Below are 12,661 nucleotides of genomic sequence, written 5' to 3'. Positions count from 1 at the left end.
ATTTGAATAAAAAAGCCTCGATTTATCGGGGCTTTTTTATATACTAAAACATCATAATTATTTGAATAAAAATAATGGAATCAATCGATGTCATCGTAGCTCTTATTGGCATAGTAGTAGCAATATTCTCTATTCCTAAATCCTTACATGCAATCGGCGAACACAAACGTAAAAAGTTTAAGGACGAATTAGATAATTTTATCGAATATTTTGAAAAATTTTATAAAGCAGATGAAAGTAAGTATCCCAAATTATTAAGAGATAAAGCTGCTCAAAATATTACTCGCTCCAAAGATATGAATGCAGAATTACTTCACTATTTAATCAATTTACATGAAAAGGGTTTAGTAAACTTTGATCAAGCCACAGATCATTACTACTGGGGAAGTAGATTTCTTACATATAACAGCAATAATAATGTAATTACTTTTAAAACAAAGAGATATACCTCAAGTAATGTATCCAAGTTAAATTATGTCTTGTATGCTTGTTTCCTTACTTTAGCTATATTTACATTAGTTGGATGGATTGAGTTTTTAAAAGTAACTTGGTTCGATAATATAATTAGTATCGCATTGATTATACTTGCTACAAGATTCTTAAATACTGCCGATGATATGAAAGAAGCTTTAAATTTTCTCAAGCTGATGAAGAATAGTGCTGATAAAGATGAATCTAAAGAAATGAATGAAACTGATAGTTCTATCGATTTGGCATCCTGAACCCAACTCTGCACAAGTAAATGAATTAATGAAGAAATTGATTGGTTAAAACTGATTAATTTTGGAATAAAAAACCCACTTTAGAGCGGTTTTTTTATTTTTTCAATAATTTCTTTAATGTTGGCATTAATCTCTTCTACATGATTAAAAAACTGTTCTGATAAGTTTTCTCTAGCAATTTTTGACTCAATGATTTTATGATCGGCTTCTGTTCTATCTTTTTGCAAAAGACGTACTGCTTTGGTTAATTTTTTTGAAGATCCTATTTTTTCTTCAAACAATAGATCTCTTGCGAAAGTCGTTATTGCAAGTTCATCCGGTTTACCAGTGCAGCGATTAAGTTAATGCGTAAACCGAATCTTTTCCGTCTATTTCGATAGCGTTCACTTAGTATTCTAAATCTTTTCAATTGACTGTTAATATGTTCGATTACAACTCGTATTTTTCCAATCATTTTATTGTAATTTTTCTCAGCATCAAATAAGGGTAAATTCTTCTTTTTCTTTATTGGCATCAATAATTTAAAGCCATCTTGCTCTAACCCATAGTACCCTAAATCGGTCATAACATAGTCACAATGTTTGAATTTCTTAACTGTTTTTCTTGCCAATTTAATATCATGCTGACTGCCAGACGATATATCTACTCCTATGATTTGTTTGCTCTTCGGATGATAGATCACTTGGGCTTTTAACGTATGTTTCTTCTTTTTACCACTGTAGAACTTACTCTGATTTTTTTTTCGGGCGTTCTATTAAACATTCTGTCGCATCAATAATTACCCAGTTAAATTGTTCGTCTGCTGTGGTAATGCTTCGTTTTGGCAGGGTAAAACGTCTTGATTTCATTAATGCATCTTCAACCTTTTTAATAGTTCGATTCACATTACTTTCAGCGATATGGTAATTTGCCGCCAATTCCAATTGGGTGTTGTAGCTCCGTAAGTAATTGAGTGTTAATAATAATTGATCCTCTATAGCTAAAGTATGAGGACGCCCTAATTTCTTTTTAAGTGATTCTGCTTCTTTTAAAACTTCGACCATTTCACTAAAAACTGCTCGAGGTACACCAACCAAGCGCTGGAATTCAGAATCTGAAAAACGATTTAATTTCTGATATTTCATGAAATCTATATTGAGGCAGTTTTTACTTTCGCAAGAGGTCTAATCCTAATAACTCTAACTTACTAATATCTCGTCCTGATTCATATACAAAATCCTTATCCAAACAATCTTTATTATTTCTAAGAAAATCTTTTAAAGTTTTCTGATTAATATTATCTGGTCCGACTAATTTAAAGAGTTCACTACAACTATCAAAATAAGATTTTTGAGTATTTTCGACTGGAGGACGGCAATAAATATTTTGTACTTTATTAAAAATATTATTCTCAAACAGTGAGTTTAATGACTCTAAGTTGTTAGTTAAATCTGATAATTCATCAGTATAGTTCACCCACGCACCTTCATAATTTCTATTAAAGAATTTTTCATAGGCTTCGTCATTAGGGAGAAAATCTAATTCATGGATATTAAGCTCGTGCGAATGCCAATATCTTTGTTCAAATTCGCTCATGTTAGCCAAATCTTTATATATGGCAACAATGGCTGATTTTCCATTTGCTAATGCTTTTCTACCATGTCTAACATGGATATATCTTTCTTCAGGTGTTTCTTCAGAACAAATATAGATATGCCCACCTGATCTAGAATCATCGAGTTCATAATATTCAGGATAATCAAAATATCGAGCTAATACAGATTCATCAAAAAGTACCTGTGATAACTGATGAGCTCCTAGATATAATCTTTTCTTATACTCTGGAATACTTTTTCTAACTAAATCACTAGAGTAAAAAAATTCTTCTAGCATCTGCTTTGAAGGAAAATATATATGCACCTTAATCGGAGTAAATTCAAATTCTCTCGTTTCTGAGTCTATTGATATTTGAGACAATTCGACATTTGCATTGATAGTCCCATAGTTCGCAGCTACTAAATCTTCCATAGCACGCATGACAATTGAATTATCAATTTCAATTTTATTTGCTATTTCTGAACTAGCGGTTCCACCAAATGATTTATTCCAATTTTCTATTGAAATTTTTTCGATATTTTTCTGTATTTCATCTAATTTCAAGGAAAAACTCTCACTTTTCTAATTATGACGGTATAACATGTTAATTTATAAAATCTTTCCAACTTTATTCAAGTGATAATTCTCAACGTAAAATAACATGACCATTAAAAAAGTATCCTCCATCACCAAACTTGAAGACTTAGGACGTATCCAGCTTCCCTAATCCCTCTAAATTTCCCTTTAGAAAAGGGAGACTTTGTCATGTGATTAATTGGATACGCGTAGTTCCCTCTCCTTTATTAAAGGAGAGGGTTAGGGAGAGGATTACTTTTATGCTATAAAATCAAAAAACTAACTAATAGAAAAACAAAAATGACACCTGAACTATTACTTACCATCATTCAAGCTTTCATTGGCATATTCGTGCTTGTGATCGTCATCATGCTCATCTATCCCAAATGGCGAAAAAAGATCACAGAACCTAAAGGCGATACCTCCAAACGTCAAAGAGGATCTGATTGGGCAGATGGGCTAGAACTTATTTTTATTCCCATTTACTGGCTAATTAAACTTATTACAGGCATCTTCAAATAAAGCCTCATGACTTATCGCCTTATAATCCAAACTTATTCAACAAATCCGGTGTCAAAAAAGTCTGTGCAACACGATTCAAATCGATATAACGCAGCACACCTTTCAGCTGATTATTAATTTCAGGATTCTTTAAAATTTCCTCGCCTGTGGTTTTACCTAAAGCCTGAAAACTATCGCCCACAGCCTGTAACCCTTCAGCCTGAATCACCGCCTTGGTCTGTGCTGAACATTGCTCCACTAAAATGCGCTGCAACACCGTCGCCAGATTCTTGTCTAATGCTTCCTTTTGACTCGCGGTCACATTGCTAAAAGCCTTTAAGTCCGGATGATTACCTAAAGCCACAAAGGTCCATTGCAAGACGGTAGTTTTATCCGTGACTGTGGTGGATTTCATCAAACAGTCACTGAGCTGGTTGACTGTCGGACCTGCTATGGCAACCTGAGTCGCACTTAATAATGTTGCACTTATTAAAATTGTACGAAGCTTTGTAAAAGATCTATGCGCCATCATAATTTCCTGTTCTTCGATGTCCGGCCAGTGATATGAAACCAGTTAGTTGTAGCATGGAACAGGGCAATAAACTGATAGAACTCTGTAAAACCTGACCCAGATTTAAAACACTTAGATAATCGCTCTGATGTCCATATTGCTATTCATCAGATCAGGATATTGATCAGTCAAACTTAGCGCTATGATTTAGACTAAAACAATAAAAATAAAAACTTATAATTATGAATAACAACATATTTCACAGCATCATACTGTGGGGACTTGTCCTTTTTTTCGTCTTCATCGTATTTTTATTCATTCATCCGACATCACGGAAGGAGATTCTCGGGTCACGTGATCTCCCTACAAAACCAAGCCGGCTTTCGTCTGCTCTCTCCCGTCGGATCGAGCAGATTTTTGCGCCTATCTTCTCGATCGTCAAAAGGATCATACGGATTTTGGATTAAGTCTTTTGATCCCGCGCTTATTTTAACTGCCTCAAAAGATTCTTGGCTCCGGCATGATTATAGTTATTGGCCAAATTCTGCAGAATCCGCTTGGACTGAGCTTTAGCATTCGGGAAACGGCTGGCATAGACCGGAATACTATTCAGACAGCGTGCAACCAGCATCCCTGATTCAGTATAGACACGTGTTCCCTCTGTGCCCTGCAATTTACCATAGTTATAGGCACGCTGGGCGTTGTTACAGGCATTATTCAGATTCTTGCCACTGTTAATATCACGTCGCGCTGCCACATAAATCTTCATCTGATGTTGTTGCGGTGTTTCTACTACCGTAGCTCGAGCTGATGCCGCTGCTAGCTGCTTTTTCTCCGCTTCTTTTTTCTCTAACTCTTTTCTTTCTAATTCTTTTCGCTCTAATTCTTTCCTCTCCAGTTCTTTACGTGCTGATTCCTTCAGTTCATTTGTCGTCTTTGCGGCAGGAGTCTTAGGAGGAGTCGTGGTTTTTATCGATGCAGATTTGGTTTTCTCCACAGCAACCTTGGCTTTAGTTGGACGATAAAAGTTTTTTGCTTGAGAAGGGCTCATGACCTGGGTGAGTAGTCGAACACTACGCGTCTGGCTAGATTTATCAGCTTGTCGTTCAGAAGTTGGCTCAATCGAGACAATCCAGCTTTCAGTCAGGTCATCCATACGACACTGATAGGCACCGCTACCTTGTATAACACTCCGATTGGTACTCAGGCGTTTGCGCTGGGCAACATCTGCCACTGCACTAAAATTACTTTTATACAGCAATGAGAATTTGCCGCCCTGCTCATGACAATATTGCGTTAGTATCGAACGCGTATACATGGCCTGAGTCGTATTATTTTTCTGGGCTTGTCCCCAAAGATAAATATAATCTTTTGCACTACCATCACGTTGATTCAAAGCCCGTTTGGCAATTAGTTCTTCCGGACTGGCAAAAGGATGTAACACCTCTGATTTCAACCGGTTCACGCTATTACATCCAGCTAAAGCTGCTGCCCCTATTATTAGAATTATTACTTTTAGCTTCACAGCAAATATCTCAACCCCAAAATCCCGTATAACATAGCTTAAATAGCACAAAACAACAAACACAAGATATTGATAACTATAATATTTAAATGGTAAAAAGGCACATATCAGCCTCAACTTTGCTGATTATGCCAAGCTTCATGTGATAAAAATTGACACAAGTATCATTTTTAAATCAGTTCAAATAATAAACAATTCCATTCAGGACTCAAGAAAAAGATAGAAAAAACACATAAAAAAACGAAGAAAGCGGTGAGTCCTTCTCCGGCGGCTTATTCAGGGAACGCTACAGACCTTTATTATAATGGGTAATAAATTTACCTTTTATCCGCTATAACATTGCCTGAACAAGATCAGCATAAGAATAATTTCCTCAACGTACATTTGTTATTTTTATACGTCAAACCATCGGAAATTAAACGCCATCTTGGCTGGCCCTTAGGATTTTAGACAAGAAAAAAATATCTGAATACCCCAATATTGGGAGGTTCTGACACGATTTACCCAAGTCATCTGACCAACGGTCAGATCGATATTTTCCATTGGATTTTGTAAATTAACTCGCCCTAAAAAAAGCCAAACCTAAAACTGTTTGGCTAATAAAGCAGGATAATAATATGAGAAAAAATTAATCAATATGTGATTCAAATGCTTTTAAGCGTTTATAGATCGACATCAGTTCAATAATCGTCGGCCAAGACAGAATCAGATACTGGAAAGATTCCCGCACTTTGCCAAATACATTCAGGATTTGCATCATCAAACCAAGAGTAATTGCCCCTGCTGCAATACTTGGAAACAGAATAAATAATCCGTAAATATTGTCTAATTGCAAGTACCAGATCCGAACCATGTTGAAATAAGCATAGTGAAAATACAACCGGAAATAATTCCAGCGTACCCGGCTAAACAGTTCTTGTAATGTCAGCGGATGTGCGCGATCAGCATAGTCTTCGCCATAGACCAGCTCTTTACGATAGGCTGCCTCAACTTTCTGGTTATTGAACTCCAGTCCGGGCAATTTCATTCCCACGACCATTAAAATGACCGTACCCAATACCGCCCAGCCGATCGAGGCCCACATTAAAGCATGCGGTATTTCCCCTACAATCGGTAAAACTTTCACATGACTAGAGAGCTGATATAAGATCGGCAGGAATGCCATCAGCAACATCAGCGCTTCGATCAAGGAAACACTTAACTGCTCCGTGGTTTTGGCAAAGCGCATGGTATCTTCCTGGATACGTTGTGATGCACCTTCAATATGACGTAACTGCTCCCAATGTGCGGTGTAATAATCATTCATCGCGGTACGCCAGCGGAAGACATAATGGCTGACAAAAAACAGGTTAAATACCGCTAAAGTGACATAAACCATCGCAATATAAATAAAGGTTAATGCGCCTTGATACAGCAATGAAACATCCCCCCCACCCTTCGTGAGCATTTGTTGAATCTGATCATAAAACGGGCTATACCATTCGTTTAATACGACATTGACCTGTACCCCGAACCAGATATTAAACAGAATAAATGCCGAGCCCCAGACCGACCAGCGCTGCCATCGGTGTCTGGCTTTCCATTGCCAGAACAGCGCAAATATCGTAGTTGCCATGAAATACCAGAGATAAAACCAGATGAATTGAGCTGACCAGAAACGCCCGATACCGATTGTAAGCTTTTCATCAGAATAACCTTCAGGAAAACCCAGATAGGTTCCCCATCCTGATCCGCCACTATGCCAAAGTACAAGATTAATGATAAACCACAAAATCAGGCTGCTAAAAAACCAGACGGGTTGCGGGAAAAATGACTTAAACATGCCGACCCAGTTCTCCTTATGTCTCTTGGTCATCCAAATGACGCATAGTTTATTCTTATTTTAGATTTTTACTGTTATAAAGCATTAATTTTCAATTTAGTGTAAAAAAGGATAGAAAGATATCGAGTCTCTAGAAAATTATTTTTATCATTCAGCTCTGCGTTATGATTTTCCTTATATTCTCGATTTTTATCATTTAGCCGAGCGATATCCAAAAACAGAAAAATCATCATGTTTTTGACCTTTCGTTATTTTGATAGACTTTTTTATGCCTGTTATCTGTCGGGTTTATGTAAAAGAAATTCATACTTGCGAGCATTGCAAGAACAGGATGAACATCAGGCATACTGCACGTCTCCTGAGTATCTTTTATCAAACTAGAGTACTTCTCCTATTTGAATAAGTCATTGATCAAGTTCTCAGTTTTTGAAGAAACAGTTAAATTTTCGAAAATTATGCTATGATTTAATTATCGAAAAGTAATCTTATTTTGGAAAAAACTATGGAAAGTTCGGTAATTGAATTACTTAAACCGGTGACTCTAGAAAAAGAAAACTGCGCCCCTATTAGTTTTGAAGCAGGTACTGTTTTGAAAGTGGTGATGCAGACTCCAACCAGTCTTCTGGTCAGTAATGATGATGACTTTAACTTTACCATTCCTTTAAAAGACAAAAATGAAGTGTGGCGAGAAATTTGAGTATTTTTCCCTCATACAAGTAGACGGGTTGTATCTGAGTTGGGTTTCTTAACTTATAGGATACGACCCTTAGCTTTTCTCCACTTTGATTGCTCTTTTATTATTTTTTCAAAAAATTATTTCTTTCCTCTTCTGTCATCATTTATTGATTTTAAATTGGCTCATATCCATTTGAGCAAAAAATTCTGTTTAATTGAAACATCATTTAGTTTTGTAACCTATGTAAGATCACTAATGATCTGTTTTCGGTCTTTTGTATCTACTCTGTCCTTGCGATGACACCTTTACATCTCTTCTCTCTGTTTAGCTCAACTTCATCTAATACCTACGCTTCGATTCAAAAAAAAGAATATTCAAGTTATTTTCAGAGTTTAGTCATAGAACTGGCGTTCATCTTTCTTCGATTTTTTATCCTCTGATAAAATTTATCAATAAGAATTAAAAAATAATCTGAGATGCTAAATTAAGAGGCTGTTTAAATTGTATAGCTCTGCAATTGGTCCCAGGAAAATTTAATAATACGAAATTTCCCTCTAGACAATTTTAGTATTTTTTCCTTTTAAGACAGCTTAGCCAATCTTAAAAATTATTAACTTTCATAAACTTAAGCTAAAAATTTTAATTATATATGCCCAATTTATAAATTTATTTAAATTATTATATTTAAAAAATAAAATACAAATTAATAATAAATACTATATTCTGAAAAATTAATTACAAAATACACATTCAAAAACAAAGATTAAATAATAAATCTTATTATGTAAAATCCTGAAAAACAATCAATCCAAGAAAATCTTAAAATATAAAATCCTCATAATTTATTTTTAAAATTTATTAACAATACTGGATTTCTACCAAAATATTTCTAAATCTTACAAAGTAACTGTACTTGTTAAAAGTGTTTCGTTTCTGCACTTAAAGCCAGTCTGTTAAATGAAATGTGTTATAAATTTAATCAAAGCAATGACCATTCAGGTAATTCTAACTTTTAAATCAATTTAAATTCAGAGGCTTAGGTAGTATTTATGTCGACTCTAAAAGAAGATCAAGATCTAGAAGATTCACTTGCTACATCTTCTTATATATTACCTCAAGTGATTTTAACTCAGCTCAAACCTATTATTTATTCTCACAAACTTGTTTTATTTCTTGATATTGATGGAACCATTTCTGAATTCCACCCAGATCCAGCAAAAAGTATAATTAAGAGCGAAACCTTAAATACCTTAAAAGAGTTAAAACAAGATATTCAATTAGTATTAGTAACCGGCCGCTCAATTGTACAAGCCCAAAAACTTATTTATCCATTTGACTGGAATATTGCAGGCTCTCATGGTCTGGAATTAAGCTATCAATTGCGTTTAAGCAAGTTAATTGATTTAAATCCTGAACAGTTTGAATTATTAAAAAATTATATTACAGAGCATAGTAATAATATTCCTCAGACTCGAATAGAAATTAAAGACTATTCAGTCGCCCTGCATTTTCGTGAACATCCCTATTTAGAGCATCAAGTGCATGCATTTGCCTTGAATTGTCTTACTCATTTTCAGGATTTTGAACTTAAGGCTGGAAAGTTTGTATTCGAACTGGTGCCCAAAGGGGCAAATAAAGGTTCAGCCATCCAGCAAATCATTCAGCAATATCACTTAAGTGATCATTACCCCATTTTTATCGGAGATGACCTGACCGACGAAGCCGGTTTTCAAGTCATCAACACATTCAAAGGCTGCTCTATCAAAGTCGGTACAGGCAACACCGTGGCACAACATCGCCTCGAAAACGTGACTCAAGTACAGGCTTTTCTAGCAGAATTTTTAGAAATACTGAAAGCACAACAACAATTATTATTGGAGAAATTACATGTCGAAACTCATAGTGTTATCAAATCGTGTAAATCTACCTAAGTCAGACAATACACAGGCAGGTGGATTAGCGGTGGCATTGCAGGATGCTTTGCAGGATATAGGCGGTATCTGGGTTGGCTGGAATGGATCCCGAGTTGACCAGACGAAAGAGCAGAAGTTTCAAATCCTGAAGCATCAAAATGTTGAATATCACACGAGTCCATTGACTGAATCCCAATATCAAGGCTTTTATTGTGGTTTTGCCAACAATGCATTGTGGCCGCTGATGCACGACCAGCATCAACTTGTAGATTATCAGCCGCAGGATTTTAAGATCTATCAGGATGTCAATTTGCGTTTTGCCAAGCACCTGAAACAGGTGGCATCTCCACATGACATCATTTGGATCCATGATTATCATTTTTTAAGCGTGGCACATTATTGCCGTAAACTGGGCATGCGTAACCGTATTGGATTTTTCCTGCATATTCCCTTTCCTGAACTAAGGCTCTGGCAGACTTTAGCCGCTCATCGCGATCTGGCACATCATTTAGCCAACTACGATGTACTGGGTTTACAGACCTCTCGCGATCAGGAAAACTGTTTAAATTTCCTTGAACAGACCTTAAAAGTGCAGCATCGTCACAATGAAATCCTGAATTATCAATCTCGAAAGATTCATGTGAAATGCTATCCGATTGGTGTGCATCCTGTGCAGCTACAGAATCAGGCCTCAGATACCCATCTGGAAAAGCTTCCCTTTGATCTGGATACAGTGCAGCCTTATAAAACCATCATTTCAGTTGACCGGATTGATTATAGTAAAGGCTTATTGGAGAAAATCGGATCGTTGCAGAGCTTGCTGGAAGATCAACCGGAGTTTAAAAATCAATTCCAGCAATTACAAATTGCCTGCCCATGCCGACTGGATGTAAAAACCTATAAGAACCTGTATACGCAATTTAAATCTGCCGTGCATGAACTCAATAGCCAGCATGGCACAACGGACTGGTTACCCTTTGATTGCAGCTATGACACCTTGGGTCATGAAGCCTTGATGCAACTGTATCGTAAGGCTGATATTTGCTGGGTAAATTCGATCCGGGATGGCATGAATCTGGTCGCCAAGGAATATATTGCTGCACAAGATCCTTTAGATCCGGGTGTCTTGATTCTTTCTAAATATGCCGGTGCTGCTGAACAAATGAAAGAAGCCTTACTGGTCGATCCTTATGAGCATGACAGTATGGCCAAAGCCTTGAAGAAAGCGCTACGTATGTCTAAATCAGAACGTTTAGAGCGCTATCGTTATTTAAGCCAAGGCTTGAAAAATTTCGATATTATTCGCTGGCGTGATCAGTTTATCACTGACCTGAAAAACTCACAAAGCTTGCGGATCTATCGTCCCGTGGCTGCAGGAGCTTCAAACCAGTTCAGTGTACATGCCTAAATTTTTAAGTAAAAAAACACCAGCATTAAGCTGGTGTTTCGTTTTGAAGAGGAGCCACAATCTCTTCGCTTTGTTGTACTTCGTTTGGGTCTGCAGTGAGATGATTCAAAATCACAATACTCAATAGACCAATCGCAATGACGCTAAATACTAAGCTCAATCCGATGATTTCACTGCCGAAGCCGACCAATGCCGGTCCAATTAATGAACCTGTATAAGCAAATACCGATACATAAGACAATGCCACATGTGAAGCCAAAGTTTTTTGACGTCCTGCACGGGAAAACATCAGCGGTACAATGTTGGCACTACCTAAACCTAAAATCGCATAACCCACCAACACTACTTGCCAGACTGGTGCAAAGACTACGGTTAATAAACCGGTTGCAGCCAAGAGGGCGCTTAACAGAATCGTATTTTTTTCACCAAACTGCTGAATAATCAGGTGTCCACTAAAGCGTCCCAACACCATCAAACCCGCAAAGAAACTATAAGCCAAACCGGTTTGCGCCGCAGGCAGGCTGAACTCAGTAGCAAGATAAATACCACTCCAGTCCATAGCGGCACCTTCTGACAGAAAAGCCACAAAACAGATCAGACCAATGCCTAAAATCGCCCAGGTCGGTGCTGCTTTTTTCACTGGCTGTTCTGATGATGTGTCTTCTACCGCTGTTTTTGGCTCAGCACCCAAACTTAAAGGAACAGCAAATAAGGCAATAAGCAGCAAAATCACACTGACAATCACCGCACCAGTTAAAGGCGCCAAGCCAAAACCCATTAACATGGTCATACCCAGTACGCCTGCCAGACCACCTAAACTACACACCCCATGAAAACCCGACATTAAACTTTTACCGAGTTTTTTCTCAATCTGTGCAGCCTGAATATTGACAGTCACGCCCAAAGCCCCGGCACTGGCACCAAAGAAAAACAGGCTGATGGCCATCATTAAATGATTCGGACTATAAGCCAGAGCAGGCAGAATGAACAAAAATGCACTGAGAATTACGGCTAAAACAGTACGGCAACCTAAGGCATTGGCCAGTCGGCCGGCCAGTGGCATCGCCAACATTGAACCAATCCCGGCACACAGCAATAAAAGGCCAAAATCAGCATGATTTAATAACAGGCGCTGCTGTGCATATGGAATTAAGGGTGCCCAAGCCGCAGTACTAAAGCCCAAGCTAAAGAAGCACAACGCAGTCGCTATTTTCTGCCATAGATATGGTGATGGAGACTGAATTCGAGAAAGCAGTGTTTGATTGAACATTGTATTACCAAAAAAGAAGGCTCAGGCATCCATTACCGATCATCCATAGAAAAACCCCACAGACTTATAGCTAGAATGTATAAGTTTGCGGGGCTGAATTTGCGTGAATTATAAACAGAATAAATTTAAATGGAATAGTTTTTAGAACCGAATTTTAAGATT

12 protein-coding genes are annotated in these 12,661 nt (G+C 37.2%); 5 read left to right on the top strand and 7 right to left on the bottom strand.

Annotation, left to right across the window (positions count from 1 at the left end; translation table 11 throughout):
* Positions 1–74: 74 nt before the first annotated feature.
* Complete coding sequence (locus FTT86_RS08140) at positions 75–722, top strand: hypothetical protein (protein ID WP_044111234.1); 648 nt, start codon at positions 75–77, stop codon at positions 720–722.
* An 80-nt stretch (positions 723–802) separates the two neighbouring features.
* Here FTT86_RS08140 and FTT86_RS08135 read toward each other — a convergent pair whose 3' ends face one another.
* The 3 genes from FTT86_RS08135 to FTT86_RS08125 form a co-directional block, all read right to left on the bottom strand.
* Positions 803–1,003, bottom strand: coding sequence for a hypothetical protein (locus FTT86_RS08135; protein ID WP_257229632.1), 201 nt, complete (start codon positions 1,001–1,003; stop codon positions 803–805).
* Between the two features lie 20 nt (positions 1,004–1,023).
* Positions 1,024–1,846, bottom strand: a protein-coding gene (locus FTT86_RS08130; protein WP_085064288.1) for an IS5 family transposase whose coding sequence is annotated in 2 segments (ribosomal slippage) — positions 1,024–1,464 and positions 1,466–1,846 — 822 coding nt in all. Because the reading frame shifts where the segments join, the coding sequence is not laid out codon by codon here.
* Positions 1,847–1,868: 22 nt separating this feature from the next.
* Positions 1,869–2,861 carry a hypothetical protein gene (locus FTT86_RS08125; RefSeq protein ID WP_257229631.1) on the bottom strand — a complete coding sequence of 331 codons (993 nt, stop codon included), beginning with the start codon at positions 2,859–2,861 and terminating at the stop codon, positions 1,869–1,871.
* A gap of 312 nt (positions 2,862–3,173) precedes the next feature.
* Here FTT86_RS08125 and FTT86_RS08120 point away from each other — a divergent pair, with 312 nt between their 5' ends.
* On the top strand, positions 3,174–3,395 hold the full coding sequence (locus tag FTT86_RS08120) for a hypothetical protein (protein ID WP_044111237.1): 222 nt from the start codon (positions 3,174–3,176) through the stop codon (positions 3,393–3,395).
* A 19-nt stretch (positions 3,396–3,414) separates the two neighbouring features.
* On the opposite strand, the gene FTT86_RS08115 is transcribed toward FTT86_RS08120, so the two are convergent.
* The 3 genes from FTT86_RS08115 to sbmA all read right to left on the bottom strand — a co-directional run bounded on the left by FTT86_RS08115 (position 3,415) and on the right by sbmA (position 7,232).
* Positions 3,415–3,903 carry a hypothetical protein gene (locus FTT86_RS08115; protein ID WP_044111240.1) on the bottom strand — a complete coding sequence of 163 codons (489 nt, stop codon included), beginning with the start codon at positions 3,901–3,903 and terminating at the stop codon, positions 3,415–3,417.
* A gap of 466 nt (positions 3,904–4,369) precedes the next feature.
* Positions 4,370–5,350, bottom strand: a complete 981-nt coding sequence (locus tag FTT86_RS08110) for a hypothetical protein (RefSeq protein ID WP_325754951.1) — start codon at positions 5,348–5,350, stop codon at positions 4,370–4,372.
* Between the two features lie 688 nt (positions 5,351–6,038).
* Complete coding sequence (sbmA, locus tag FTT86_RS08105; protein WP_180180979.1) at positions 6,039–7,232, bottom strand: peptide antibiotic transporter SbmA; 1,194 nt, start codon at positions 7,230–7,232, stop codon at positions 6,039–6,041.
* 502 nt (positions 7,233–7,734) lie between these two features.
* On the opposite strand from sbmA, the gene FTT86_RS08100 reads away from it, so the two are divergent.
* From FTT86_RS08100 to FTT86_RS08090, 3 genes are all read left to right on the top strand, one after another.
* Positions 7,735–7,929, top strand: a complete 195-nt coding sequence (locus FTT86_RS08100) for a hypothetical protein (protein WP_044111243.1) — start codon at positions 7,735–7,737, stop codon at positions 7,927–7,929.
* Positions 7,930–8,957: 1,028 nt separating this feature from the next.
* Positions 8,958–9,839 (top strand): trehalose-phosphatase, encoded by an 882-nt coding sequence (gene otsB, locus FTT86_RS08095; RefSeq protein WP_044111246.1) that lies wholly within the window; start codon positions 8,958–8,960, stop codon positions 9,837–9,839.
* Positions 9,796–11,229, top strand: coding sequence for a trehalose-6-phosphate synthase (locus FTT86_RS08090; RefSeq protein WP_121980085.1), 1,434 nt, complete (start codon positions 9,796–9,798; stop codon positions 11,227–11,229). Before otsB ends, FTT86_RS08090 begins: the two co-directional genes overlap by 44 nt.
* Before the next feature lie 25 nt (positions 11,230–11,254).
* Here the strand turns inward: FTT86_RS08090 and FTT86_RS08085 are convergent, their stop codons facing one another.
* Positions 11,255–12,499: an MFS transporter gene (locus tag FTT86_RS08085; protein ID WP_180180978.1), complete on the bottom strand. Its 1,245-nt coding sequence runs from the start codon at positions 12,497–12,499 to the stop codon at positions 11,255–11,257.
* Positions 12,500–12,661: the final 162 nt, after the last annotated feature.

Origin of the sequence: Acinetobacter sp. YH01021 (assembly GCF_013420255.1) — a bacterium.
In the GTDB taxonomy this organism is placed as follows: domain Bacteria; phylum Pseudomonadota; class Gammaproteobacteria; order Pseudomonadales; family Moraxellaceae; genus Acinetobacter.
Note: the sequence above shows the minus strand (reverse complement) of the source record. Positions and strands in the feature narration are given on the sequence as shown.